Origin of the sequence: Acidithiobacillus sp. AC3 (assembly GCF_050261095.1) — a bacterium.
GTDB classification, from domain to species: Bacteria; Pseudomonadota; Gammaproteobacteria; order Acidithiobacillales; family Acidithiobacillaceae; genus Igneacidithiobacillus; species Igneacidithiobacillus copahuensis.
In genome coordinates this window covers 1,727,203-1,752,755 of sequence record NZ_CP189838.1, presented here as the reverse complement: position 1 = coordinate 1,752,755, position 25,553 = coordinate 1,727,203, and the positions used below count along the sequence as shown (strand labels likewise).

Sequence of the window (25,553 nt, the reverse complement as noted above, 5' to 3'; positions counted from 1 at the left end):
GGGGGATTGGCACTTTGGCGGGCCCGACTTGGTGCTTCGTACTTTGTTAGGCTCCTGTATCGCCGTGACCTTGTGGCATCCGCAGACACACAGGGGCGGCATGTGTCATTTTCTGCTGCCGCGGCGTTCTGGTGTCTTGGACGGTCGCCTGGATGGCCGGTATGGGGAAGAGGCGATCGCTGCTCTGCTGCGCGCATTGCAGCAGCAGGGAAGGCGGGCAAGCGAGTTTCACTGCAAGATTTTCGGCGGCGGCAATATGCTCGGCGGCAATGCCAAGAAGGACTCGATGGCTAGTGACGACCAATGCAGCGATGTCCCCTGTCGCAACATCCGCGCCGCCAGCACGCTGGTACGCGATGCCGGTTTTGATCTGCAGGGCGTACATGTGGGCGGCGCGGGGCATCGCAACCTCTCTTTTTATCTTCATTCTGGGGAGGTGCTGTTGCGTTTTGTCGGCAATGATGCCCAGATCTGGCGAAAGCCCCAATGAATCCTATCCGCGTTTTTATTGTGGACGACTCGGCGGTGGTCCGGCAGATACTGCAAGCGGCCCTTGACCAAGATCCCGGCATACAGGTGCAGGGAACGGCGCAAGATCCCCTTTTTGCCTGGCAGCGTATTCAGGGGCAATGGCCCGATGTCCTGATCGTCGATATCGAGATGCCGCGCATGGACGGCATCAGCTTTCTGCGCAAGATCATGGCCGAGCATCCCCTGCCGGTACTCATCTGTTCGAGTCTGGCCGAGTCGGGCAGCCAAGTTGCCATCGATGCCCTGGCCGCCGGTGCGGTACAGATCATCACCAAGCCGCAGTCCGGTGTGCGGGAGTTTTTGCAGAAGGATGCGCCGGCGATCATTCAGGCGGTCAAGACCGCGGCGCGGGCGCGGGTGCGAGCCCTGCCGCAAGCCAGCGCAGCAGCGAGTCCAGCCAAAACCGCAGCAAGTTCTGGCCTGCAATTACTCGCCCAGCGCAGTACCGAAAAGGTCATTGCCATTGGTACCAGTACCGGCGGCACCCAAGCGCTGGAGTTCGTCTTGCAGCGATTGTCTGCCACCCTGCCAGGGCTGGTGATCGTCCAGCATATGCCGGAAAAATTCACTGCCGCCTTTGCAGCGCGGCTGAACTCGATCAGCGCCCTCGAGGTACGCGAGGCCCAGGACGGTGACCGAGTACTGAGCGGCAGGGCACTGATTGCACCGGGGGGAAAACATATGCGTCTGGCGCGTTCAGGTGCGCAATTTATCGTACAGGTCTTCGACGGGCCGCTGGTGAAGCACCATCGGCCCTCGGTAGACGTGCTTTTCCGCTCGGTGGCCGAGGTGGCCGGGCGCAACGCCTGGGGCGTGATCATGACCGGTATGGGTGACGACGGCGCCCAGGGCCTTGTCACCATGCATCAGGCGGGGGCCCATACCCTCGCCCAGGATGAAGAGAGCTGCGTGGTCTTTGGCATGCCCAAGGAGGCCATCCGACTGGGTGGAGTGGACGAAATTTTGCCTCTCGAACAAATCCCGCAGCGGCTACAACAGCTGATTGGAGCAGGACATGACGCCAGAAGCTGAGGCTGAACTTTCTCCTGCGCCTGGAGCGTCCAGTCCAAGAGCCCATGAAGATCCCTTCCTGCGGCGCAGCCTGTCGGTCTATGGTGCCTGGACGTTTCTCTCCGTGTTGCTGGTTGGTGCCACGCTGCTGATTGCTTGGCAATGGCAGACGACATTACGGGAAAAGACGGCCACAAGAGCCGAGCAACGTGCCCAAAACGACCTGGAGCGTATGAGCGATCTGTTACATGTGATGCTGCAGATCCACGCCCGTGAGCTGCTCCCGTTGACCGCCTCTGACCGGTTAGGACAGAGCGCTGCAGCGCTGGAAGCTCAAGCCCATCCCTACGTTTCCAAGCTCTCTTGCTCGCGCTTTCAGGCCCCACTAGCTTTCCGACTGCCGGGCTGTATTCCGAAAAACACCTCTTTACTGGGATCGCAGTTCTCCTGCCACGCAGGTTTGCCGCAACACCAATCCGATGGCTATCTGCAGATTCCTATCCAGGTATGGAATCAGTTCACAGAGCGCGCCTGCACTGCCGAGCTTCTCTTTCGCAGCCCACCTTTGCAGGATGCGGTAGCTTTCACGCTCTACGCTGGTTCGCAACCGGTTGCTACCTGGAAACGGGGTTTCTGGGGTCCGGCAGAATCGTTATCGGGCTGGCGCAGCGCGCAGACGGGAGTAGCTGGTACGCCCTGGACTCTGCGCGTGTTCTGGCAACCGGTTCTGCCCGCGCAAATAACAGGGGCATTGGCGCGACAGGTCTGGGGTAGCGCGATCCTGGTTGCCAGCGAAGTCTTGATGGCGCTGCTTATCCTGTTTTGGCTCTATCGGCGAGACATGAATCTGCGCTTTCGCTGGGTTCAGGAGCAGATACGCGCGCAGATGCTGGAGGACTCCTCTCTGCTCAGCCTCTTCCAGCACATGGTAAAACTCAGCGTGCATGCCACCCGTGCCCACGCGGCCTACGTGGCCGCTCCCGATGAAGAGCAGAAGCGCCTGCGCGTGGTAGCCATTTGCGGTGTAAATGATCAATTACGCGACGCGTTGCGCAGTCTCCCGCTACCGTTGGATGGGAGTGCCCCCTGGGGACAGCTCCTTCCGGTTCTCGCCTTCCTGCGTCGGCAACGGGTGGATCGCCACAGCCCGCACGTCTCCGGTGTCTGGGCCCAGGCTTGCGCCCAATACCCGGTCCTGCGCGGCCTGCGCGAGGTGATCGTCTGGCCTCTGCTGCAGGGACCAACGCATCCACCCTTGGGAGTCTTCGCCCTGGAAATCCCGCGTCTGCAACGGCGATTCTTCGGGAAGGACCTGGTAGAGCGCTGGGATCAGATTGCAAATGATCTGGAGCGCTTCGCCCGTTCCCAGCTCGAAGCGGAAGAACAGTACCGTCTCCTGCACTTCGATCCACTGACCAGTCTACCCAATCGCCAGCACTTTCTACACCTTGCTGAGCGGACTTTGGGCAAGGAGGCAAGCCCTTGGCTAGCGGTTCTGGATCTCGATTATTTCAACGAGCTGAACACCATCCACGGGGATGGCGAGACCGATCGCTGCCTTGAGGAAATTGCCGGGGAAATTCGGCAGGCCTTGCCTGCGGATGCTCTCCTTGGCCGCATTGGTGGTGATGAATTTGCCATACTGCTCGACGTCGCCCAGACGCCTGCGGCTGCCAGCCGTCAGATTGCCGCGGCCATCGCCAGGGCAGGACACAGGGTTCTGGGCAGCCATCTGACTGCGTCTTTGGGCTGGGCCCAGAGTGCTGAAAATACTGCACAGGTTTCCGAGCTCTTCCATCAAGCCAGCGAGGCTCTGGCGCAAGCCAAACTGGATGGGCGCAACACTTGGCGTGAATATGAAGGTTTCGTCCGTAATCGTGCCGCCCGTCGGCTGCACGTGCATCGCTACTTCGAACGCGCCATCGAGACCGACGAGCTGGCCTTCTTCCTGCAACCCAAGGGTGATCTGCTGAATCAGCGCATCAACGGTTGCGAAATGCTGGTCCGCTGGCGCAAGCCCCAGGGGGGCTGGCTGGGGCCTGGGAAATTCATGCCCTATGTGGAAGAAAATCCCCGTCTGATTCGTGCCCTTGGTCGCTACGCTCTCGGCGAGGCTTGTCGGCTGCGCCAGGAGCTGGGGCGCAAAGGTCTCGATGACTGGTCCATCTCCCTGAATATCGGTGCGCGCCACTTTCTGGCTCCGGAATTCATCGATGATCTTCAGGAAGTCTGTCCCGACGGCCAGGGACTGGTCCTGGAGCTGACCGAGACCAGCGGCATTTTGGGACGGGGTCCGATTCGTTCGGTCATGGAGCACTGCCAGGAGCTGGGCTACCAATTGTCCATGGACGATTTCGGGACCGGGTATTCTTCTCTACTCTCTGTGGCCCAGCTTCCCTTTGACGAGCTCAAACTGGACCAGAGATTCATTCGCCAATTTCGCCATGAGCTTGCAAACTTTAGTGTCGCTGGTGCCGCCCAGTTGCTCAGTCGCCTAGCCGGCATGCGCCTGGTGGCCGAGGGTATCGCCGCCCCCGAAGAGCTGCGCCTATGGCAGGCCATGGGTGGACGCTATCTGCAGGGCTACCTCCTCGCACCACCCTTGCCCGCAGCGGCCTTTTTCACTTGGTACCACTGGCTGATGCCGTCCCTGCTCCATGGCACCCCGCCAGTTGCCCTGCGGGATCTGGATATTCTCTGGGAGCAGCAACAACATTGGGTGTAAAAGCCTCCGCCAGCGACACTCGGTTTTGCATCAGTTCGCCAAGGCAAGCATGAGTTGGTTCAGGCGGGCGACAAAGCTGGCGGGATCCTCCAACTGCCCACCCTCCGCCAGGATCGCCTGGTCGAGTAAAAGTGCGGACCATTCGCCAAAGCGGGTCTTGTCCGTCTCTTTCTCGATGCGTGCCAGCATAGGATGCTGCGGGTTGATCTCCAGGGTGGGCTTGCTGCTCGGCATCTCATGCCCGGCCTGCTTGAGCAACTGCTGCATATACAGGGCCATATCGCGCTCCCCAAGGACGATACAAGACGGCGAACTGGTGAGGCGATGGGAGACGCGGACCTTTTCGACGCGCTCACTCAAGGCCTTTTGGATGCGCTCGACCAAGCCCTCGGCGGCCTTTTCGGTTTCCTCTTGGGCCTTTTTCTCTTCTTCCGTTTCCGTCTGGCCCAGATCCAGGTCGCCCTTGGCGGCCGAGACCAGGGTCTTGCCGTCAAATTCGTGCAGGTGACTGGTCAGCCACTCGTCTACGCGGTCACTGAGCAGTAATACCTCGATGCCCTTTTTGCGCAACAGCTCCAGTTGCGGACTGTTCTTCGCCGCCAGGAAAGAATCGGCAGTGATGTAGTAGATCTTGTCTTGGCCTTCCTTCATCCGCCCTACATAGTCGGCCAGGGAGACGTTCTGCAGCTCGGTATCGCTATGGGTACTGGCAAAACGCAGGAGCTTGGCAATCTGCTCGCGATTGCTGAAATCCTCGCCCGGACCTTCCTTCAAGACCCGCCCGAACTCGTTCCAGAACTTTTGGTATTTTTCCGGGTCTTTTTCCGCGATCTCTTCCAACAAGCCTAGAATGCGTTTGGAGGCCCCGGAGCGCATCTGTTCGATAGTGCGGTTGCCCTGCAGGATTTCGCGCGAGACGTTCAGGGGCAGATCACTGGAATCGATCACCCCGCGCACGAAGCGGAGGTAGCGCGGCAGGAGCTGCTCGGCATCGTCCATGATGAAGACGCGCTGTACGTAGAGTTTGATGCCATGGCTCTGCTTCTGATCCCAGAGATCGAAGGGAGCCTTGGCCGGGATGTAGAGTAGAGAGGTATATTCCAGGCGGCCTTCGACGCGATTGTGCACCCAAGCCAGAGGCTCGCCAAAATCGTGGCTGACGTGTTGGTAGAATTCCTTGTATTCCTCCTCGCTGATCTCCGACTTGGGGCGCTGCCACAGAGCCGAAGCCTTGTTGACGGTCTCCCATTCCTCGCTGGGTTTGCCGTCTTCCCCAAGCTTGCGCATGCGGATGGGCAGGGGGATATGGTCGGAGTACTTCCCGATAATGGAGCGCAGACGCCAGGAGTTGAGCAGGTCTTGGCGTTCGTCTTCGCGGATGTGGAGGATGATTTCCGTGCCGCGGGCCGGCAGCTCGACAGTTTCCAGAGTGTAGGCGCCGGTACCATCGGATTCCCAACGGACCCCATGCTGGGGCTCCATGCCGGCGCGGCGGGTGTTCAGGGTAACGCGCTCGGCGACGATGAAAGCTGAATAAAAGCCGACACCAAACTGCCCGATGAGTTGCGCATCCTTTGCCTGGTCGCCGCTGAGGCGCTGAAAGAATTCCCGCGTGCCGGACCTGGCGATGGTACCGATATTGGCAATGACTTCGTCGCGGTTCATGCCGATGCCATTGTCGCGGATGGTGACGGTATGGGCTTCCGGATCGAAATCCACCTCTACCTGCAGTTCGCTGCCGCCTTCCAGCAGCGCTGGATCGGACAGGGCCTCGAAGCGGAGCTTGTCGCAGGCGTCGGAGGCATTGGAGAGCAATTCGCGGAGGAATATCTCCCTATTGGAATAGAGCGAGTGAATCATCAACTGCAGAAGCTGATTGACTTCGGTCTGAAACTGCATTGTTTCTTTTGCTGCTGCCATGTCTTCTCCTGAATTTTCACCATGCGCCATTTCGGCCCTCGCTAGCGAAGATTGGGATGCTCCGCGAAAAAATCAAGGTAGGGGCACCGCGCTGTTGTCGCACCATTGTGGTGCATGGGGAGCGCGAAGGGTTTTCAAGCCATTGTTTTTTCATATAGGCCAAAATGGCCCGCTTTTTGCTAAAAAGAAATCGTCCAAATTGGGGACGATTTGACCTTACAATCAAATAGCTAGTCTAAGGAGCGTTTATGACTCGAAAGGGAGCCTTGGGGGTGGCGTCACTTGCTGCCTCGATCAGTTTTCTCGCCAGTCCCTGGGCCATGGCCGACACGGCCACGCCCTTCAAGGGCGGCGATACCGCCTGGATGCTGACATCGACCGCTTTGGTGTTGTTGATGACGATTCCTGGTCTGGCGCTGTTTTACGGCGGCATGGTGCGGCGCAAGAACATTCTTGCCACCGCGGCGCAGAGCTTTGCGGTGACCGCGCTTATTTCCGTGCTGTGGATGTTCTTTGGCTATTCCCTCGCCTTTACGCCAGGAAATGCCTTCATTGGTGGTACCAGCCGCTTCTTCCTGCACGGCCTCGGCCTGGATAGCGTGAACGCGCTGGCACCGACCATACCGGAATCGGTCTACATGACCTTTCAGATGACCTTCGCCATCATCACCCCTGCGCTCATTGTGGGTGCCTTTGCCGAGCGCATGAAATTCTCGGCGCTGCTGTGGTTCACTGGCCTGTGGTCGCTGCTGGTCTATGCGCCAATTGCCCATATGGTCTGGGGCCCTGGCGGCTGGCTGGGGGGCGATGGCGTGCTGGATTACGCCGGTGGCACCGTGGTGCACATCAACGCCGGTATCGCTGGCCTCGTGGCCGCCCTGATGATCGGCAAGCGGGTGGGATACAAGCACGACAACATGCACCCCGCCAATCTACTCTTCACCTTGATGGGGGCGGCGATGCTCTGGGTGGGCTGGTTTGGCTTCAACGCCGGTTCGGCAGTTGCCGCCAGTGATCGCGCGGGCATGGCCATGGCGGTAACGCAGATCGCAACAGCCGCCGCTGCCCTAGCCTGGATGTTTGTGGAGTGGTGGGCGCGTGGCAAGCCGACGGTGTTGGGCATGAGCTCCGGCGCGGTCGCCGGCTTGGTGGCCATCACTCCGGCTTCCGGCTTTGTCGGCCCCATGGGATCGCTGTGGATTGGTATCGCCGCAGGCATCGGCTGCTTCTGGGCCTCGGTCTACGTCAAAAACTGGCTCAACTACGATGATTCTCTGGATGCCTTTGGCGTCCATGCCGTCGGCGGTATCATTGGCGCCTTGCTGACGGGCGTCTTCGCGGTCGCTGCCATCGGTGGCACGGCGGGCGTTCTCGAGGGCAATCTGCATCAGTTGTGGATTCAGGCAACCGGCGTGGGCATCACCATTGGCTACGATGCTTTGGTCAGCTGGATCCTCCTCAAGATCATTGACTGGGTCATTGGTCTGCGGGTAAGTGAAGAGGCCGAGCGGGAAGGTTTGGACGTCACCCAGCACGGCGAGCAAATCTACATGTAAATGTAGGCAGGTTTGGGTATGGCCTCGGCATCCATCGCGAGGCCATTGCTCAAAATAGTGCACACTTGGGTTTTTGTGCCCCAAAAAAGTGCAAATAACCTATGGCAGGTGCCGAATTCCCTCAGAATGTTCTGGCACGAGTTATGCTTTACCCTTCTAGCAGTATCTCAAATTCGTATTTGGAGCGTATACTAATGAACAGCAAGAATCCTTCGGTAAAAAAATCTCTTACTCATATCGCGGTGGCTCTGACCGGCATCTTCGCTGGTGAGGAAGTCCAGGCAGCACCGCTGAGCCTGCCCGCTCCCTTGCACTTTGATGCAGGGCCATTGGGGGCGCTCAACGCGCAAGGGGTGGCGAGTGCCTATGGCATGTGGCAGGACAATGCCTTTTCCGGATCCGGCACACCGGCCAACAAGACCGCGTCGGCGGATATCAGCAATGGTCTGGTCATGATCTCCAAAACCGACGGCATGTTCCAGTTTGCGGCGCAGGCCGGGGCCTACAATGTGATCACCCTCGGTGCACCCTTTGTCTCCAGCGGAACCTTCACCCAGAATACCTTCGGGGCATTGCCCACGGCCTACGTGGAGTTTGCGCCCACCGATCATCTCAATATTCAGGTCGGTAAGCTCTTCACCCTGATTGGCGCCGAATATACCTTCTCTTATCAAAACTGGAACATCAATCGCGGTCTGCTTTGGGGGCAGGAGAATGCCGTCAATAAAGGTGTCCAGGTAAATTACTCGGCGGGGCCGGTCACTGCGGCGGTGTCTTGGAATGACGGTTTCTATTCCAATCGTTTCAATTGGATGACGGGCATGCTGACCTGGGCGGTGGACAGCAAGAATAGTGTGTTCGTTCAGGCAGGCGGCAATCTTGGACATACAGATTATGTCCATGCGAGTCTGGCGACGGCACCGTTGCAGAATAACGAGACCATCGCGGTAGCGGGATACAGCTACGTGGGTAACAGCTTGTCGGTGACGCCCTATGTGCAGTACACCACCGTCCCCGCGAGCGCTATCCAGGCCCTGGGGGCAGGCTGAGGTGGCCCCCCTGGATTGGACAGCCTGCTGGAGTGATTAAGCTCTGAACCTGTTTCCATGGCGGGTCAGGCCACCAGCCTTTGTAAACCTTCTGCATAGACCACATCGGGTGTTCTGTCTCCCAGAGAGGAGTGCGGTCTTTCGGCATTATACCAGTCGAAGTAGGCTCTGAGGCCAGCTTTCAACTCGGTTCCAGTTTCTGCTGGCCGCAGGTAGACGTGCTCGTATTTGACGGTGCGCCAAAGCCGTTCGACAAAGACGTTATCCAGGGCCCGGCCTTTGCCGTCCATACTGATTCGAATGCCGTGCTGGCGGAGTACAGAGAGGAAGGACTCCGCGGTGAACTGAGCACCCTGATCCGTGTTGAAGATCTCGGGGGTGCCATAGCGGCGTATGGCCTCTTTCAGGGCCTCTACGCAGAAACCCGCGTCAAGACTGTTGGAAACCCGCCAGGACAACACCTTACGACTGAACCAGTCCACTACGGCTACGAGGTATTGAAATCCTCGTGCCATGGGCAGATAGGTCACATCCGCGGACCAGACCTGGTGGGGACGGTCCACCGTCACGCCACGCAACAGATAAGGATATTTTGGGTGCTGGGGATGGGGCTTGCTGGTGTGTGGTCCGGGCGCCACCGCGGCAATGTCGAGGATACGCATGGCCCGGTGTACCGTTTTGCGGTTGACCACGACATTCTCCGCTTTCAGCATCCGATGGATCTGCCGCCTACCCATGAATGGAAAGGCGGTGTAGAGGCGATCGATCGCCCGCAACAGCCCGTCGCCCATCGGCCGAGGATGCGCGCGGTAATAGACCGTACTGCGGGGCACGCCCAAAAGAGCGCATTGCCGTTGCACAGAAACTGGGGTTTGGGCCCGGTCGATCATTTGGCGCCTTTCCCGATCCGAGACATGAGACCGGGCCTGGAGGCTAAAAAATCGCGTTCCATCTCCAGCTGTCCGATCTTCCGATACAAAGCCTGCACGTCCACGGGCTCCTCGGTCCGGGACTTTCCCCGTTCAAAGGCCGTGGCCGCATGCTCCACCAGCTGCCGGCGCCAGGCATTGATCATGGTGGGGTGTACCCCAAATTCTTGCGCCAGCTCGGCCATCGTCTTATCGCCCTGCAAGGCCGCCAGGGCTACCTGCGCCTTGAATTCCGGCTTGTACTGCTTGCGTTTTCCCTTCATCCCTCGACTCCTTTCCTGAAGCCCAGAGCTTAACCCCTTGTCCAACTTTCGGGGGCCACTTCAGGCAGCAAACGCACCAGCACCCTCGGCGCCGCAGTGCTTGCGGACTACAGCTTCACCGATACGGTCTCTCTGGCAGGTCGGGTGGAATATATCAGCAACTCCGGGACGGTGGCGGATGGCTCCGCCAACCTCACCGGTTTCGGTCCCGGATCCCACGCTTGGTCGCTCACCGTGACGCCCACCTATCAGAAGGGCGGTTTCTTTGCGCGCGGCGAACTGGCCTACGTGGCGGCCACCATGCCGGCTGATACCGGAATCTTCGGGAAAAGCGGCCTGAACCAGAGTCAGGTGCGTGGCATGCTGGAAACCGGTTTCATGTTCTAGGGTTTGGCCCACCCCTCGGGCGCGGAGCGTGAGAACTCCGCGCCTTTTTTATTTCGGGCTTCCCTTAGATGCTTCCCTTAGGGCGCCAACTACGCCAGAATCAGCCTCGATAGACCGCGTGACAAAGAGGACTGCTCGATGACCTATTGTTTGGCCATCCATGTCGAAGCTGGGTTGGTATTTTGCTCCGATTCCCGGACCAACGCCGGCACGGATCATGTCAATACCTATTCCAAGATACATGAATTCAGCAAGGCGGGGGAGCGGCATTTTTGCCTGCTCTCGTCCGGGAATCTGGCCACCACCCAAGTGGTGGTGCAGCGGCTGCGGCAGGATCTCGAAACTCCTTCGGCACAGAGCCTGTGGACGGTACCCAGTTTGGCCGCTGCTGCCGACTACGTCGGTTGGCTCAGCGCCGATGTGCAGCGGGTGCAAGCTGGGCGCGACACCGCCAACACGGTCTTCGAGGCGAGCTTTATCTTGGGTGGGCAAATTGCTGGGGAAGCTCCGGGTATCTATCTCATCTATCCCCAGGGCAATTATATCCACGAGTCGGCCGACCATCCTTTCCTGCAGATTGGGGAGATCAAGTACGGCAAGCCGATCCTCGACCGTGTGGTGCAGCCCAGTCTATCCCTCGAAGCGGCGGCTCGCTGTGCCCTGGTGTCCATGAATTCCACCATCCGCAGCAATTTGACCGTTGGTCCGCCGATCGAATTGGGGATCTATCGGACGGACAGTCTGCAGCGCGGAGAGTGTTTGAGCTTGCTCGACGATGATCCTTTTTATAAGGCCATTGCCGATGGCTGGAGTGCCGGTCTGGCGCGCGCCCTCGAGGAATTGCCCCGTTTCCCGTGGGAGGATGCTGCACTATCATAGTGCAAAACCGTCGGTCGTAGCGGTGTAACTGCACCATTTTTGCGCATTCGCGTAGTCGCGCAGGTCAGTAGCTTGTGAAAGTAATCGGCACGCCCCTTGCTAGACATCGCTGAGGGGTATCGAAAGACGATATCTCCACGACGGAGAAAGGCTTGCGGGAGTCAGGCAATGCAAAAGATTCTGTATGCGTACCCGGAAGGAAGTTCTTACGATGAGCTGTTGACTGCGGCAGGAAAGCCGCGTGCCGTCGCCAAGGCGTTGCTCGAGCATTTTGAAAAACTGGGCCCTGAGGCGCTGCGGCAGCGTCAGGAGACTGCGGACACGGCGATTCGTGCCATGGGTATCACCTTCACCGTCTATAGCGAGGCAGGCAACATCGATCGCTCCTGGCCCTTCGACATTGTGCCGCGCACCCTGTCGGCGCGCGAGTGGACGCAGATCGAAGCCGGACTCCGGCAGCGGCTCAAGGCCCTCAATCACTTCATCGACGACATCTACAACGAGCAACGGGTGCTCGACGACAACGTTTTCCCGCGCGAAATTCTTGAAGGCTCCAGGAATTTCCGCGCCGCCTGCCGTGGCGTGCATCCGCGCTTTGGTGCCTGGGCCAATATCTGTGGCTCGGATCTGGTGCGCGATGCGGATGGCACGGTGTATGTGCTGGAAGACAACCTGCGCGTGCCCTCGGGAGTTTCTTATATGCTGGAAAACCGCGCGATCATGAAGCGGCTTTTTCCGGAAATCTTCGCGATGTGTTCGATCCTGCCCGTAGACGATTACCCGGCGCAGTTGGCGAGCATGCTTGCCGATCTCAGCCCACGGCCCAGCGACAAGCCGGTGATTGCGGTGCTGACGCCCGGAATCTACAACTCCGCCTATTTCGAGCACAGCTACCTTGCCCAACAAATGGGCGCCTATCTGGCGGAAGGGACGGATTTCCTGGTCGACAGCGAGGATCGGGTATTTCTGCGCACCATTTCGGGACTACTGCAGGTGGACGTGATCTACCGGCGGGTGGACGATGATTTTCTCGATCCCGAGGTATTCCGTGACGACTCCGTCATCGGCGTTTCCGGCCTAATGCGCGCCTGGAAGCGCGGTACCGTGGCAATCGCCAACGCCCCTGGAACCGGGGTTGCCGATGACAAGGTGGTCTATGCCTTTGTGCCGGAATTCATTCGCTATTACCTGAAAGAAGAGCCGATATTGCCCAACGTTCCAACCTACCTGTGCCTGCGGGATGCGGATCGGGAGTATGTGCTCGCGCATCTCGATGAACTGGTGGTGAAGCCGGCCAATGAGTCGGGTGGCTATGGTATGCTCATAGGCCCCCGGGCTTCTGTGGAGGAACGCCAGCGCTTTGCCGAACGCATCCGCGAGGACCCGCGCAATTATATCGCCCAACCCACTCTGTCGTTGTCCACCGCGCCGACCCTGATTGGCGATCATCTGGAGCCACGCCACCTGGACCTACGTCCCTTCATTTTGCAGGCCAAGGACAGCTACGTGACGACCGGGGGACTGACCCGTGTGGCCATGAATGCCGGCTCCCTGGTGGTGAACAGCTCCCAGGGAGGTGGCAGTAAGGATACCTGGATTGTCGAGGAGGATGTCTGATGCTCTCGCGTGTCGCTGAAAACCTGTACTGGATGGCCCGTTACCTGGAGCGGGCTGAGGACTTGGGGCGCTTCATCAACTCCGCCACCCTGCTGCTGCTCGATTTACCTCTCGGCACCCGCTTTGGCTGGGACATCCTGCTGCAGATCACCGGCGAAGCGCAGCGCTTTCAACAGCATTACGGCCAGCCGAACGAAAAGGCGATCATGCGTTTTTTGATTGCCGACAGTCGCAATCCCAGCTCCCTGCTGTCCTGCGTGCATCAGGCGCGGGAGAATTGTCGTACCTTTCGCGATCTTTTGCCCGGAGAGTTCTGGGAGCGGATCAATTCGCTCTTCCTTTATGTGCAGGATGGTTTGGAAAAGGAAAATATTGCCGAAGATCGGCGGGCACGCCTCGACTTTCTCGAGAATGTCATTGCCCGGCGGCACGCCCTGGTGGGCCTCCTGGTTGGTAGCATGAGTCAGAATGCGGCGTACCAGTTCATCAAGCTGGGCCGCAATATCGAGCGTGCGGATATGGGATCGCGCATTGTCGATGTCGTTAGTGCGGTGATCCCTCCGGAGGATCAGGGCATGCGTCGGACGGTCTATCAAAGTCTTTGGGTGGGCGTATTGCGCGCCATGAGCGCGTTGGAGATGTACCGGCAGCATGTTGGGGTGCAGGTGCGTTCGGCCCGTGCGGTCGAGTTCCTCTTGCGCGACAGCAAATGCCCGCGCAGTGTGCGCAGTTGCCTGACGGATATGGAACTGGCGCTGGCCTATCTCCCCAATGCTGGTATTCCCGCCGAGGCCCTACGCCGCACCCGCCGGCGCCTCGATCAACTGCAGCTCAAGGAGCTGACGCCGGCGGTCTTGCATGAGTATCTCGATCAGGTGCAAAGAGATTTGGGGGTATTGCACCACAGCATCGAGAACGCCTATTTCCGGGTACGGGAAGCAAACGATCCGTACCCACATCCCTCCCCGCAACGCTTTGCACTGCAAGCCTAGCGAGGATCATCATGGCCATACAGGTAGCTCTGTCGCACGTCACCGAGTACCGTTTCGACCGTCGGGTGGGTATGGCCCCGCACATTGTCCGTCTGCGTCCGGCGCCGCACTGTCGGACCCCCATTCTTGCCTACTCCCTGCAGATCGAACCCAAGCCTCATTTTCTGCATTGGCAACAAGATCCCTTCGGCAATTATCTGGCCCGCCTGACCTTTCCCGAGCCTGCACGACACTTCCAGGTAGCGGTGGAACTCATTGCCGAAATGGTTGCCATCAATCCCTTCGACTTTTTCTTGGAGGAGGCAGCAGAGCAATACCCATTCTCCTATGACGCCGAGACCCTGGGCTCTCTGCGTCCGTATCTGGAATGCGAAAGCGCCGGACCTTTGCTGCAGGAATGGTTGGCAGAAGTGTCCCGTGCACCGCAGCCGACGGTCAATTTTTTGGTCGACCTGAATCAGCGCCTGCAGAGCGACATTGGCTACCGAATCCGCATGGAACCCGGGGTACAGGGCTGCGACGAGACCCTGCGTCTGGCCTCGGGCTCCTGTCGCGACAGTGCTTGGCTCTTGGTACAGATTCTGCGGCATCTTGGACTTGCCGCGCGCTTTGTGTCGGGGTATCTGGTGCAGCTGGTTGCCGACGAAAAGCCCATCGCGGGGCCGGCGGGGCCGAGCGCCGACTTTACCGACCTGCACGCCTGGGCCGAAGTCTATCTGCCGGGCGCGGGTTGGGTTGGGCTCGATCCCACCTCCGGCCTTTTTGCCGGAGAAGGGCACATCCCCTTAGCTTGTACCCCCAAACCCAGCGATGCCGCCCCCATCAGTGGCGCCATCGATCCCTGTGAAGTGGAATTTTCGTTTCGCAATGAGGTGCGTCGTATCCATGAGGATCCGCGCGTCACCCTGCCTTACGATGAACCGACTTGGGCGGATATCAATGCCTTGGGGAATAAGGTAGACGCCGATTTACAGCGCTTGGACGTGCGCCTGACCCAGGGCGGGGAGCCCACCTTCGTGGCGGTGGATGATATGGATGCGCCGGAGTGGAATACCTCTGCTCTCGGGCGCGACAAGCGCGAGCGGGCGGAGCAATTGTTGCGGCGCCTGGCTACCCAGTTTGCCCCCGGCGCCCTCTTTCATACCGGGCAGGGCAAGTGGTATCCCGGTGAGCCGTTGCCGCGTTGGGCATTGAGCTGTTATTGGCGCAGCGATGGGGTGCCAATCTGGCGGCAGAGGCAGTTGCAGTGGCAGCCGGGAGCGGCGTCCGTTGTCGCGCCGGCGGATGCCGAACGCTTTGCCCGGCTCCTTGTCCAGCGGTTGGGACTGGCGACGGACTGCCTGAGTCCAGCCTACGAAGATCCTCTCTACCAGCTCTGGCGTGAGGCGCAGCAGCCCAACGATGTCGACTGGTTACAGGTAGAAGGATTGGACGATCCCGCCGCGCGCAGCGAATTGGCCATTGCCCTGTCGCGGGGCCTGCGGACGCCTACAGGTTTTGTGCTGCCGCTTTCCTGGGATTGGCGCAGGAGTTGCTGGCACAGTGCCCCCTGGAAATTCCGCCGGGGTGCGTTGTTCCTGCTGCCGGGAAACTCTCCCTTGGGCTTGCGCTTGCCGTTGTCCGGGTTGCCTTGGGCTGCTGAGCAGGAAATTCAGCCGGAACCCGATCCCTTTGCCGAGCGACCGCCGTTATCCGCCGATATTCATGGAGAGGTGGAGGCCCGCTATTCCACCTGGATGCAGCGACAAGCAGCGCCGCCGGCACCTGCCGATCTGCAGTTACCCAACAAGGTTTGGGTGGAGGTGCCGCATACGGCCTTGGCCATCGAATGGCGCGAGGGCGCGCTGAATGTCTTTTTGCCGCCCTTGGGGGTGCTGGAACATTACCTCGATCTCATCGCCGCGATCGAGGGTACGGCGGTAGAGCTCGGTGTGCCGCTGCGTATCGAGGGATATCCGCCCCCCAAGGACGCACGTTTGCGCAGTTTTGCCGTGACCCCGGATCCGGGGGTCATCGAGGTCAATATCCATCCCTCCACGAGTTGGGAGGAACTGCGGGACAAGACCGAGCGCCTGTATGGCGAGGCCCGGCTGTGCCGTTTGGGAGCGGAAAAATTCATGCTCGATGGCCGGCACACCGGCACCGGTGGCGGTAATCACATGACCCTGGGCGCCGCCTGGCCGGAAGATAGCCCCTTCCTCCGTCGCCCCGATCTCCTCGGTTCCATGCTGCGTTACTGGCAGAATCATCCGACCCTGTCCTATTTCTTCAGCGGCCTCTTCATCGGCCCTACGTCGCAGGCGCCGCGCGTGGATGAAGGGCGTGACACCGCCCTCTACGAACTGGAGATTGCCCTGGCGCAACTGCCGCAGGGCGTGAGTTCGGCACCCTGGCGGGTGGATCGACTGCTGCGTAATTTTCTCGTGGATCTCACCGGCAATACCCACCGCGCCGAGTTTTGCATCGATAAGTTATATTCGCCGGATTCCGCCAGTGGGCGTCTGGGACTGTTGGAACTTCGTGCCTTTGAGATGCCACCGCATCCTCGCATGGCGCTGGTGCAGAGTTTGCTGGTGCGGGCGCTGGTAGTGCGCTTCTGGCAAACCCCGTACCGGGGCCGCCTGCAACGCTGGGGCACCAGCCTCTACGATCGCTGGATGCTCCCCCACTACCTGTGGGAAGACCTGCGCGAGATCTGCGCGGAGTTGCAGGAATGCTCCTATCCCATGGCCCTGGAGTGGTTTGCACCTTTTCTCGAATTCCGTTTTCCGGTTTTGGGCCGGGTGCGCATTCGCGATGTGGAAATCGAGCTGCGGATGGCCCTGGAGCCCTGGCCAGTGCTGGGCGAAGAGGCGACGGGGCAGGGCACGGCGCGCTTTGTCGATGCCTCGGTGGAGCGTCTGCAGGTGCGGGTGACGGGGATGGCAACGGACCGCTATGTGCTGGTCTGCAACGGCCGCCGCTTGCCGCTGCGCGCCACCGGTACCCAAGGCGAGGCGGTGGCCGGCGTGCGTTACCGTGCCTGGCAGCCGGTTTCGGCATTGCACCCCGAGCTGCCTCTCGATGTGCCCCTGGTTTTCGACTTGATCGACACCTGGAATGGTCGCTCCATTGGCGGTTGCACCTACCGGGTCTCACACCCCGGCGGACGCAACTATGAACGCTTCCCGGTCAACGCCTACGAGGCCGAAGGGCGCCGGATCGTGCGCTTTGAGCCGCTGGGCTTCACCCAGGGTTCTTTACAGCCACCGCCGGAGCGTGGCGGCCTGCGGGAATTTTATCCCCATGGCAATCCGCTGGGTTCGCTACAACCGCCAGCCGAATCTCCCAATCCCGACTATCCCTGTACCCTCGATTTGCGCCGCATACGCTAGGCATCAATAATTGGTAGGAAGATAATTTCTCTCTTCTCTTCCTATCACTGGTTGCTTGGCGAGTCACTGTCGCTGTTTGGTGAAACTGTGTTTCTATTCTCTCTCGAGATCATACCATTGATTAATATGAAGATATTGATTAATATTTAGATAATAATATTTATTTTATAGATTAATCTGTAGCGATATGGCTACAAAAAAAGAAGGAAAATCTCTCGGTGCAATATAAAAAATAAATCTGTTCAATAGGTTGAGTGATTTGGCATAGAAAATGCTCCTGAATATATGAAAAGATTCGCAAAATAGTTTTAGTGGTTTCTTTCAAGCTACATTGGTCTGAGTAAGCATGCTTGCCTAGATGCATTTTCTCAGTTGATTTTTGTAAGGTAAAAGTTGTCCATCGGGAAATCTCCGTCTTCTGCTCACGATTCCTGTGAGTATGGGTGACCGATCGAAATCGAATATCAACAGAAAGAAAAACTGGAGGTAATTGATATGTTATATTGGACATTGGTGTTCTTAGTTATCGCGATCGTAGCCGGGTTCTTAGGATTTGCCGGTTTGGCAGGATTGGCTGCGAGCGTTGCCAAGATCATTTTTGTTATTTTTCTTGTCGTGTTCGTGATTTCTTTGATTACCGGGCGGCGTCGCCCGTAGTTTCAAGTTTCACTACGAGTCAGTTGCAAAAGGAGGAATTGTGAAGAATCTGACGGTAACGCTTTTGGTCCTCGCTGGACTCCTGGGTTTGGCCGGATGCTCTGGTGTTGGTGAAGGGCCGGAGGGAGGGCATGACGTGTCTTGGTATTTGCATCATCAGAATCAGATGCAGAAGGAAAGTCATTGGTGTAAAGAGAGTGCAGATCGCTCCAAACTCACTTCCTGCAAAAATGTCAAGGAAGCGGAGAGCCAGGCACTGTCCTATAACGCCAAGAAAACTGTGCAGAGCGTCAAAAACGACTTGTAACCTGCATTGCAGTTTTTACGATGCAGAGGACGGCCTAGTGCGCGGTCCTCTGCATCGTGTGTTTTTTCGATGGTCGCGAAGTCATTGTCTTATTTTCCTAAAAGTGAGGGCATTGAGATATGTGAACTTCTCCAAATCCACAGTGAGTTCTATCTATGATTGCGCGTAGAAAAATTTTTCATATTTTTGTGGCAGCATTTTCTGAGATAGCAATTCTCAGTATTCCTGTCCTGATATACTTGTTTTTTATAATCATTAATGTATATGCTGGAAAAATTTCTGAGTTATCGTTAGAGATGTCTCTAATGTCTATTATTTATTATTCAGATTCGGTATTGGTGGCTAAGCGTATCGAGCATAATACCTGGAATCTGGCAATAAATGTTTGCTTGATTACGTTGATTATATTTTCATCCTCTTTGTTTACCTTGGAGCTTTTGGCAAATGGGACAAAGAATGCTGCGTTGATATTCAAAGGAGGTTCTGGTGCGTACAAAGATATGCAACTTGCTAATTACGCGCTGATTCTTTCAGGCTTCGTGACGAATTTGCTTCTGCGGTGGGTGGCCGATTTTCAACATGAACTACGTCGCATGGCAAAAACGTCAGAAAAGATCGGGTAGCGCACAGGTAGGTGGTAATCACTTTGTGTGCTCTGGCGCCGGGTCGCTCGAAGGGAGGATTTGCCGCCGTTGTTCGGTGAGGATTCGTTCCGCCTTCGCACCGAGATATACATAGACCGCCAAGGCTGCTAGCAGCATCGCGGTAGCGAGCAATAGCAGAACGGCCAGCCAGAGCTCTTGGGGATGGTCCAGGGCAAACTTGAAGACCAGCATCAGCCCCTCGATGGAAACTGCGATGGCAATGGCAGCTATAAAGCGCGTCAGGGTACGACGGGTGCTGCTGTGACGGCGTACATCTTTGCGTAACAGTACTTCTTCTTCGAGTATGGTCTTGGCGAGGTCAAAGACGGCCAGCGCCAGGGTGAAGAGGATGGTGGCCTGAAACGGTGCAGTGAAATCGCTCAAGGGATTTTGCCAGTGCCATAGGCCGCGGAGTGCGGCGAAGCCATGGATGCCCAAAGATGCACTCACGAGTAGCAAGCCGCACGAAAAGAGTGCGTAAAACGCCTTAAAAAAGGGCTCGAAGCTGCGTCGGGTATCGTCTTCCTGTAATAGTGAGAGCGCACGATCGAGCTCGCTGTCCCCTACCAACACGCCCAACAACTCGCCTGTATCGCGATAGATCGGGATGGCAACCGTGACGCAGAAGCGGCTGGTGGCCAAAGAAAGATAGGGTTCTGTAACGATAGGCGCGCCGGCGTTGCGCGCTGATCGGAAGTAGGGACGATGGCTGCGGTCGATGCCGTCGCCACCCCGGGCACTGTGCAGGCGCCGACAGACGACATTGTCTCCGAGTTGAACGCCCTTCGCATCCAGCAGATAGAGAAGGTCGAGGAACCCATGGCTGCGCATGACCTGCGCCAGGGTTCGCCTTCGTTCGGCAGCCGACTGTCGAAACAAGTGAGCACTGGCAACGCTTTCCACTGCGCCAACCATGAGCATGCGAAGCTCCCGCTGTGACTCGTGGAACTGCTCAAAGCGATTCATGGCCCGGACCTCCATGCAAGGACACCTGCAGACCAAGCAAGCAATGCGCCGAGACTTGGCACGCTTAGTGCTAGATACAGGATGATCATAGTCATGGTCACTCCTCCTCGAATGTCTCGGCGGCCCCGGCCGCCTTTTTTATTGCTCCGACGGCTCGAAAAGCCTGCCTTGTGCGTCCGCTTTGCACTATACTGGTGCGATGCTGCCACGGAACTGTGCAAAAAAAGGTAATTCTATTGGCATAGGCTTTGCACTATCTCGGCAAAGACGACATGGGACATTCTCGTGATTCCGATCAAACGTTCGAAGAAAAAAACTGCAAGCCCCGAACCAATGGCGATTCTTGATGGACTCGACGCCGCTGTACTACTGCTGTCCGCAGAGGATGAGGTGGAGTACCTCAATGCCAGCGCCGAGAATTTGCTGCGGGTGAGCGCCAGTGTCAGTCGCGGCAAAGCCCTGGAGTCGTTTTGCGCGACCGCAGAAGGAGAAAGCCTAAAAAGCATTTTGAGTGACGCACGGCGAGCCGGCACGATGGTAAGTCGCCATGCCGTGCCGCTGCGCGTGGCCGACGGTAGTCGGGCGGTCGTCGACCTTCTGTGTAGTGGGCTCAGCACGGGCAGCTCTTGGGTGCTGGAGCTGCGGCCGGTCGAGGCGTCCCTGCGCCGGGCGGAAGAGGAGATGCAGGACAAGGTCTTCGAGGCGGCGCAAGAAATGCTTGCTGGTCTGGCCCATGAAATTAAAAATCCGTTGGGCGGATTGCGGGGTGCGGCACAGCTCCTGGAGCGTGAACTGCCTTCCCCCGAGCTGCAAGAATATACCCGCATCATCCTGCATGAAGTGGATCGCCTACGGCGTCTGGTCGACCGGCTGCGTGGGGACAAAACCCAGCCGCAAAGGCGTATGGTCAATATCCATGAAGTCCTCGAGCATGTACGCCGCTTGTTGCAAGTCAATTTGCCAACCGGCGTCGCCTTGCGTTTCGATTATGATCTCTCCATACCCGAATTTGAGGCGGATCCCGAACAGCTGGTACAGGTGTTTCTGAATCTCCTGCGCAATGCCCGCCAGGCATTGGCCGGACAGGGGACGATCCTGATCCGCACGCGGGTCGAGCGCTTCATGAATTTGCAACAGCGTCTCTATCGTCTCGTATTGCGGGTGGATATCAGCGATGACGGACCGGGAATTCCGGAAGACCTGTTGCCGCGGATTTTTTTACCCTTGGTGACCAGTCGGGCGGAGGGTATGGGGATGGGCCTGGCCATTGTACAGAACCTCGTGCGCAGCCACGGGGGGACGGTTCATTGTCGTTCGCAACCCGGAGATACCGTATTTTCTGTGCGCCTGCCGCTGCCTGATGGGAGATTTTCATGAATTCTGCTGTTTGGGTGATCGATGATGACCCTTCCATTCGCTGGGTCCTGGAGAAGGCCCTGCAGAAGGCCGAGATTCCCGTCCGCAGCTTTGCCGATGCCGATCTCGCGCTACGTGCTATGGGGCGGGAACGTCCGGGGGCGGTGGTCAGCGACCTGCGCATGCCGGGCCTGGATGGATTGAGTTTTTTGCGGGAAATCCAGCAGCGTCACCCGCAACTGCCGGTCATCATCATTACTGCCCACTCGGATCTGGAAAACGCGGTGGCCGCCTTTCAGGGGGGCGCTTTCGAGTATCTGGCGAAGCCGTTTGACATCGACGATGCCGTGTCTTTGGTGCAACGTGCCCTCACGGTGGAAGGTCAGCAGGCGGCCCAAGAGGAATCGGGCTTCGACCGCCGGGACACGGAAATCATTGGCGAGTCGCCGGCGATGCAAGAGGTCTACCGTGCCATTGGGCGCCTCTCCCGCTCCAGTATCAACGTCCTGATACTGGGCGAATCTGGGTCAGGCAAGGAACTCGTAGCCCGGGCCCTGCACCGGCACAGCCCCCGAGTGGATGGCCCCTTCGTCGCCATCAATACGGCAGCAATCCCTGCCGAACTGCTCGAGTCCGAGCTCTTTGGCCATGAGAAAGGCGCCTTTACCGGGGCGGTGCAGGCACGGAAAGGCCGTTTTGAACAGGCGGCGGGTGGCACCCTGTTTTTGGACGAGATTGGCGATATGCCCGCTGCCTTGCAGACCCGTTTGTTGCGAGTGCTTTCCGACGGTACCTACTATCGGGTTGGTGGGCATGCACCCATTCGCGCCGATGTCCGCATTCTCGCTGCAACCCATCAGGATCTGCAGGCGAAGGTGCGCGATGGCAGTTTCCGCGAAGACCTCTATCATCGTCTCAACGTCATCTCCATTCACATCCCGCCACTGCGCGAGCGTCGCTCTGACATTCCGCGTCTGGCGCGTTTCTTTTTGCATCGGGCGGCGGAGAGCCTGGGGGTGGAAGGCAAGACACTCAGCCCAGAGGCAGAGGCGCGGATGGCCGCCTGGTCTTGGCCGGGCAATGTGCGCCAGCTCGAAAACAGCTGCCGCTGGATCACCGTGATGGCCCCTAGCCAGCGGGTGGAACTGAGCGATTTGCCACCGGAATTATTGCCAGCGGAAAGCGTGCGTGGGCAAGGCGATAGCAGGGAGTCCGACTCCGCCACGCCGGATGCCGGAGAAATGCCGGTTTCCGGAGATTGGCGCAGTTTGCTGCACCAAGAAGCCGCGGCGCGCCTGCAGGACGGCGACAACGCCTTACTCGACGCGCTATTGCCGGATTTTGAGCGGGTACTCCTGCAGGCGGCGTTGGATGCCAGCCATGGCCACAAACAGTTAGCAGCCGAGCGTTTGGGTTGGGGCCGCAACACCATCGCCCGTAAGATGCGGTCTCTCGGTATGGAATAACCCCGTCCACAAAAAAGCCCGGGCGAACCCGGGCCAATGACGACGGAGGTTGAAACGCAAATCAAAGACTATAGTACATCTGGTATTCGACGGGATGGGTGGTGACGCGCAGGGCCTGGACCTCGGCCCACTTCACTTCCAGGTAGCCTTCCAGCCATTCCGGGGTAAAGACCCCACCTTTCATCAGGAACTCATGATCGGCCTCCAGGGTGAGGTGGTCCCCCTGGATTGGACAGCCTGCTGGAGTGATTAAGCTCTGAACCTGTTTCCATGGCGGGTCAGGCCACCAGCCTTTGTAAACCTTCTGCATAGACCACATCGGGTGTTCTGTCTCCCAGAGAGGAGTGCGGTCTTTCGGCATTATACCAGTCGAAGTAGGTCCTGAGGCCAGCTTTCAGCTCGGTTCCAGTTTCTGCTGGCCGCAGGTAGACGTGCTCGTATTTGACGGTGCGCCAAAGCCGTTCGACAAAGACGTTATCCAGGGCCCGGCCTTTGCCGTCCATACTGATTCGAATGCCGTGCTGGCGGAGTACAGAGAGGAAGGACTCCGCGGTGAACTGAGCGCCCTGATCCGTGTTGAAGATCTCGGGGGTGCCATAGCGGCGTATGGCCTCTTTCAGGGCCTCTACGCAGAAACCCGCATCAAGACTGTTGGAAACCCGCCAGGACAACACCTTACGACTGAACCAGTCCACTACGGCTATGAGGTATTGAAATCCTCGTGCCATGGGCAGATAGGTCACATCCGCGGACCAGACCTGGTGGGGACGGTCCACCGTCACGCCACGCAACAGATAAGGATATTTTGGGTGCTGGGGGTGGGGCTTGCTGGTGTGTGGTCCGGGCGCCACCGCGGCAATGTCGAGGATACGCATGGCCCGGTGTACCGTTTTACGGTTGACCACGACATTCTCTGTTTTCAGCATCCGATGGATCTGCCGCCTACCCATGAATGGAAAGGCGGTGTAGAGGCGATCGATCGCCCGCAACAGCCCGTCGCCCATCGGCCGAGGATGCGCGCGGTAATAGACCGTACTGCGGGGCACGCCCAAAAGAGCGCATTGCCGTTGCACAGAAACTGGGGTTTGGGCCCGGTCGATCATTTGGCGCCTTTCCCGATCCGGGACATGAGACCGGGCCTGGAGGCTAAAAAATCGCGTTCCATCTCCAGCTGTCCGATCTTCCGATACAAAGCCTGCACGTCCACGGGCTCCTCGGTCCGGGACTTTCCCCGTTCAAAGGCCGTGGCCGCATGCTCCACCAGCTGCCGGCGCCAGGCATTGATCATGGTGGGATGTACCCCAAATTCTTGCGCCAGCTCGGCCATCGTCTTATCGCCCTGCAAGGCCGCCAGGGCTACCTGCGCCTTGAATTCCGGCTTGTACTGCTTGCGTTTTCCCTTCATCCCTCGACTCCTTTCCTGAAGCCCAGAGCTTAACCCCTTGTCCAACTTTCGGGGGCCACTTCAGGGCGCGCAGGGCCTCTTCCAGCGAGGCCGCCACGCCAGGGATCTTCTCCTGCTCTTCGGCGGGCAGATCATAGAGGTTCTTGTCCATGGCATCGCCGGGATGGATCTTATTCTGGATGCCATCCAGGCCCGCCATCATCATCGCCGCAAAGGCCAGATAGGGATTGGCGGTGGAATCCGGGAAACGCACCTCGATGCGCCGCGCCTTGGGGTTGCTGACATAGGGGATACGAATCGAGGCCGAACGGTTCTTGGCCGAGTAGGCGAGCAGCACCGGCGCCTCGAAGTGGGGCACCAGACGCTTGTAGCTGTTGGTGCTGGGGTTGGTCAGGGCGTTGATGGCCTTGGCGTGCTTGATGATGCCGCCGATGTAGTACAGCGCCAGCTCCGACAGACCACCATAGGCGTCGCCGGTGAAGAGGTTCTTGCCATCCTTGGCCAGGGACTGATGCACGTGCATGCCGCTGCCATTGTCGCCGACGATGGGCTTGGGCATGAAGGTAGCGGTCTGCCCATAGGCCGCCGCGACGTTGTGCACCACGTATTTGAGAATCTGCACCTCATCGGCCTTGCGCGTCAGGGTGCTGAAGCCCACGCCGATCTCATGCTGCCCGGCGGTGGCCACCTCGTGATGGTGCACTTCGACGGTCAAGCCCATCTCCTCCAGGGCCAGACACATGGCCGAACGCAGATCCTGTGCCGAATCCACCGGCGGTACCGGAAAGTAGCCGCCCTTGACGCCCGGACGATGGCCCATGTTGCCCGATTCGTATTCCTTGCCGGAATTCCAGGCCGCCTCTTCGGCATCGACCTTATAGCCGCAGCCACTCATGTCGATGTGCCAGGTGACGGAATCGAAGACGAAGAATTCATTCTCCGGCCCAAAGTAGGCGGTATCGGCAATGCCGGTGCTCTTCAGATACGCCTCGGCGCGCTTGGCCAGGCTGCGCGGATCGCGCTCATAGCCCTGGCCGGTGGCAGGCTCGATCACGTCGCAACGAATGATCAGGGTGACCTCGTCGGTGAAGGGATCGAGTACCGCCGAACCCGCCTCGGGCATGAGGATCATGTCGGACTCGTTAATGCCCTTCCAGCCGGTAATGGAGGAACCATCAAACATCTTGCCTTCGATAAAGGTCTTCTCTTCGATGGTGTGGGACGGCACCGAGACGTGCTGTTCCTTGCCCTTGGTGTCGGTAAAACGAAAATCAATGAACTTGACATCTTTTTCGGTGATCAGCGTTAGAACTTCTGCTGGGGTCATACCCATTTGTTGCACTCCTGCCTGTTATAGGAAACGCACTCGATAGGTAAGCAGGTTATGTGCCATCCACATCGCCGGTAAATCCGGGGGCGTAGACGCCAATGATGCACCTAAGCAGTGCGATGGAAGCTCCGTATGCACTATAAAAGTGCATTACGGTAGAATTCTGTCTCGATTCTGCCGTTTGTGTTC

Annotated in this window: 20 protein-coding genes and 1 pseudogene; 15 read left to right on the top strand and 6 right to left on the bottom strand. The window is 58.4% G+C overall.

What is annotated here, in order from left to right; translation table 11 throughout:
* Positions 1–100 precede the first annotated feature (100 nt).
* Genes ACQAYK_RS08845 through ACQAYK_RS08835 form a run of 3 tightly spaced genes read left to right on the top strand, consistent with a single transcriptional unit; the run spans position 101 to position 4,267 of the window.
* Positions 101–490 carry a chemotaxis protein CheD gene (locus ACQAYK_RS08845; protein ID WP_483167514.1) on the top strand — a complete coding sequence of 130 codons (390 nt, stop codon included), beginning with the start codon at positions 101–103 and terminating at the stop codon, positions 488–490.
* Complete coding sequence (locus ACQAYK_RS08840) at positions 487–1,563, top strand: protein-glutamate methylesterase/protein-glutamine glutaminase (RefSeq protein ID WP_483167513.1); 1,077 nt, start codon at positions 487–489, stop codon at positions 1,561–1,563. The genes ACQAYK_RS08845 and ACQAYK_RS08840 overlap by 4 nt, the downstream gene beginning before the upstream one ends.
* Positions 1,547–4,267, top strand: a complete 2,721-nt coding sequence (locus ACQAYK_RS08835) for an EAL domain-containing protein (protein ID WP_483167512.1) — start codon at positions 1,547–1,549, stop codon at positions 4,265–4,267. The genes ACQAYK_RS08840 and ACQAYK_RS08835 overlap by 17 nt, the downstream gene beginning before the upstream one ends.
* Before the next feature lie 30 nt (positions 4,268–4,297).
* Here the strand turns inward: ACQAYK_RS08835 and htpG are convergent, their stop codons facing one another.
* Entirely contained in the window at positions 4,298–6,187 is a 1,890-nt protein-coding gene (gene htpG / locus ACQAYK_RS08830; protein WP_483167511.1) for a molecular chaperone HtpG, read from the bottom strand.
* Between the two features lie 248 nt (positions 6,188–6,435).
* Between htpG and ACQAYK_RS08825 the strand changes: the two genes are divergently transcribed.
* Positions 6,436–7,743 carry an ammonium transporter gene (locus ACQAYK_RS08825; RefSeq protein ID WP_483167510.1) on the top strand — a complete coding sequence of 436 codons (1,308 nt, stop codon included), beginning with the start codon at positions 6,436–6,438 and terminating at the stop codon, positions 7,741–7,743.
* A gap of 194 nt (positions 7,744–7,937) precedes the next feature.
* Complete coding sequence (locus ACQAYK_RS08820) at positions 7,938–8,792, top strand: outer membrane beta-barrel protein (RefSeq protein WP_483167509.1); 855 nt, start codon at positions 7,938–7,940, stop codon at positions 8,790–8,792.
* Between the two features lie 65 nt (positions 8,793–8,857).
* Here the strand turns inward: ACQAYK_RS08820 and ACQAYK_RS08815 are convergent.
* Positions 8,858–9,984 (bottom strand): IS3 family transposase gene (locus tag ACQAYK_RS08815; RefSeq protein WP_480082161.1). Its coding sequence is split into 2 segments (ribosomal slippage): positions 8,858–9,715 and positions 9,718–9,984, totalling 1,125 coding nucleotides; the frame shifts between segments, so codons are not numbered across the junction.
* A gap of 72 nt (positions 9,985–10,056) precedes the next feature.
* Here ACQAYK_RS08815 and ACQAYK_RS08810 point away from each other — a divergent pair.
* The 8 genes and pseudogenes from ACQAYK_RS08810 to ACQAYK_RS08775 form a co-directional block, all read left to right on the top strand.
* Positions 10,057–10,371 (top strand): annotated as a pseudogene (locus tag ACQAYK_RS08810) (outer membrane beta-barrel protein); the annotation flags it as partial.
* Positions 10,372–10,509: 138 nt separating this feature from the next.
* Positions 10,510–11,250, top strand: a complete 741-nt coding sequence (locus ACQAYK_RS08805; RefSeq protein WP_483167508.1) for a proteasome-type protease — start codon at positions 10,510–10,512, stop codon at positions 11,248–11,250.
* A 168-nt stretch (positions 11,251–11,418) separates the two neighbouring features.
* Positions 11,419–12,867, top strand: a complete 1,449-nt coding sequence (locus ACQAYK_RS08800; protein ID WP_215870841.1) for a circularly permuted type 2 ATP-grasp protein — start codon at positions 11,419–11,421, stop codon at positions 12,865–12,867.
* The gene (locus ACQAYK_RS08795; protein ID WP_483167507.1) at positions 12,867–13,859 is read left to right on the top strand and encodes an alpha-E domain-containing protein; all 993 of its coding nucleotides are present in this window, start codon (positions 12,867–12,869) and stop codon (positions 13,857–13,859) included. The genes ACQAYK_RS08800 and ACQAYK_RS08795 overlap by 1 nt, the downstream gene beginning before the upstream one ends.
* An 11-nt stretch (positions 13,860–13,870) precedes the next feature.
* Positions 13,871–17,233: a transglutaminase family protein gene (locus ACQAYK_RS08790; protein ID WP_215870843.1), complete on the top strand. Its 3,363-nt coding sequence runs from the start codon at positions 13,871–13,873 to the stop codon at positions 17,231–17,233.
* Positions 17,234–17,728: 495 nt separating this feature from the next.
* Positions 17,729–17,890, top strand: a complete 162-nt coding sequence (locus tag ACQAYK_RS08785; protein WP_215870844.1) for a DUF1328 domain-containing protein — start codon at positions 17,729–17,731, stop codon at positions 17,888–17,890.
* A 40-nt stretch (positions 17,891–17,930) separates the two neighbouring features.
* Positions 17,931–18,197 carry an EexN family lipoprotein gene (locus ACQAYK_RS08780; RefSeq protein ID WP_215870845.1) on the top strand — a complete coding sequence of 89 codons (267 nt, stop codon included), beginning with the start codon at positions 17,931–17,933 and terminating at the stop codon, positions 18,195–18,197.
* A gap of 155 nt (positions 18,198–18,352) precedes the next feature.
* Entirely contained in the window at positions 18,353–18,820 is a 468-nt protein-coding gene (locus ACQAYK_RS08775) for a hypothetical protein (protein WP_215870846.1), read from the top strand.
* Positions 18,821–18,838: 18 nt separating this feature from the next.
* On the opposite strand, the gene ACQAYK_RS08770 is transcribed toward ACQAYK_RS08775, so the two are convergent.
* Complete coding sequence (locus tag ACQAYK_RS08770) at positions 18,839–19,807, bottom strand: PDC sensor domain-containing protein (RefSeq protein WP_215870847.1); 969 nt, start codon at positions 19,805–19,807, stop codon at positions 18,839–18,841.
* A gap of 285 nt (positions 19,808–20,092) precedes the next feature.
* Here ACQAYK_RS08770 and glnL point away from each other — a divergent pair, with 285 nt between their 5' ends.
* Together glnL and ntrC are read left to right on the top strand one after the other, a co-directional pair.
* Positions 20,093–21,184 (top strand): nitrogen regulation protein NR(II), encoded by a 1,092-nt coding sequence (glnL, locus tag ACQAYK_RS08765; RefSeq protein ID WP_255789682.1) that lies wholly within the window; start codon positions 20,093–20,095, stop codon positions 21,182–21,184.
* Entirely contained in the window at positions 21,181–22,629 is a 1,449-nt protein-coding gene (gene ntrC / locus ACQAYK_RS08760) for a nitrogen regulation protein NR(I) (RefSeq protein WP_215870849.1), read from the top strand. The genes glnL and ntrC overlap by 4 nt, the downstream gene beginning before the upstream one ends.
* A gap of 61 nt (positions 22,630–22,690) precedes the next feature.
* Here the strand turns inward: ntrC and ACQAYK_RS08755 are convergent, their stop codons facing one another.
* The 3 genes from ACQAYK_RS08755 to glnA form a co-directional block, all read right to left on the bottom strand.
* The gene (locus ACQAYK_RS08755) at positions 22,691–22,813 is read right to left on the bottom strand and encodes a hypothetical protein (protein ID WP_483167506.1); all 123 of its coding nucleotides are present in this window, start codon (positions 22,811–22,813) and stop codon (positions 22,691–22,693) included.
* 94 nt (positions 22,814–22,907) lie between these two features.
* Positions 22,908–24,034 (bottom strand): IS3 family transposase gene (locus tag ACQAYK_RS08750; RefSeq protein ID WP_483167505.1). Its coding sequence is split into 2 segments (ribosomal slippage): positions 22,908–23,765 and positions 23,768–24,034, totalling 1,125 coding nucleotides; the frame shifts between segments, so codons are not numbered across the junction.
* The gene (glnA, locus tag ACQAYK_RS08745; RefSeq protein ID WP_483167504.1) at positions 23,961–25,367 is read right to left on the bottom strand and encodes a type I glutamate--ammonia ligase; all 1,407 of its coding nucleotides are present in this window, start codon (positions 25,365–25,367) and stop codon (positions 23,961–23,963) included. Before glnA ends, ACQAYK_RS08750 begins: the two co-directional genes overlap by 74 nt.
* Positions 25,368–25,553: the final 186 nt, after the last annotated feature.

Coding starts and splice junctions, on each gene's coding strand:
- ACQAYK_RS08845 (WP_483167514.1), top strand. CDS start 101: ATGTGTCATTTTCTGCTGCCGCGGCGTTCTGGTGTCTTGGACGGTCGC.
- ACQAYK_RS08840 (WP_483167513.1), top strand. CDS start 487: ATGAATCCTATCCGCGTTTTTATTGTGGACGACTCGGCGGTGGTCCGG.
- ACQAYK_RS08835 (WP_483167512.1), top strand. CDS start 1,547: ATGACGCCAGAAGCTGAGGCTGAACTTTCTCCTGCGCCTGGAGCGTCC.
- htpG (WP_483167511.1), bottom strand. CDS start 6,187: ATGGCAGCAGCAAAAGAAACAATGCAGTTTCAGACCGAAGTCAATCAG.
- ACQAYK_RS08825 (WP_483167510.1), top strand. CDS start 6,436: ATGACTCGAAAGGGAGCCTTGGGGGTGGCGTCACTTGCTGCCTCGATC.
- ACQAYK_RS08820 (WP_483167509.1), top strand. CDS start 7,938: ATGAACAGCAAGAATCCTTCGGTAAAAAAATCTCTTACTCATATCGCG.
- ACQAYK_RS08805 (WP_483167508.1), top strand. CDS start 10,510: ATGACCTATTGTTTGGCCATCCATGTCGAAGCTGGGTTGGTATTTTGC.
- ACQAYK_RS08800 (WP_215870841.1), top strand. CDS start 11,419: ATGCAAAAGATTCTGTATGCGTACCCGGAAGGAAGTTCTTACGATGAG.
- ACQAYK_RS08795 (WP_483167507.1), top strand. CDS start 12,867: ATGCTCTCGCGTGTCGCTGAAAACCTGTACTGGATGGCCCGTTACCTG.
- ACQAYK_RS08790 (WP_215870843.1), top strand. CDS start 13,871: ATGGCCATACAGGTAGCTCTGTCGCACGTCACCGAGTACCGTTTCGAC.
- ACQAYK_RS08785 (WP_215870844.1), top strand. CDS start 17,729: ATGTTATATTGGACATTGGTGTTCTTAGTTATCGCGATCGTAGCCGGG.
- ACQAYK_RS08775 (WP_215870846.1), top strand. CDS start 18,353: ATGATTGCGCGTAGAAAAATTTTTCATATTTTTGTGGCAGCATTTTCT.
- ACQAYK_RS08770 (WP_215870847.1), bottom strand. CDS start 19,807: ATGAATCGCTTTGAGCAGTTCCACGAGTCACAGCGGGAGCTTCGCATG.
- ntrC (WP_215870849.1), top strand. CDS start 21,181: ATGAATTCTGCTGTTTGGGTGATCGATGATGACCCTTCCATTCGCTGG.
- ACQAYK_RS08755 (WP_483167506.1), bottom strand. CDS start 22,813: ATGAAAGGTGGGGTCTTTACCCCGGAATGGCTGGAAGGCTACCTGGAA.
- glnA (WP_483167504.1), bottom strand. CDS start 25,367: ATGGGTATGACCCCAGCAGAAGTTCTAACGCTGATCACCGAAAAAGAT.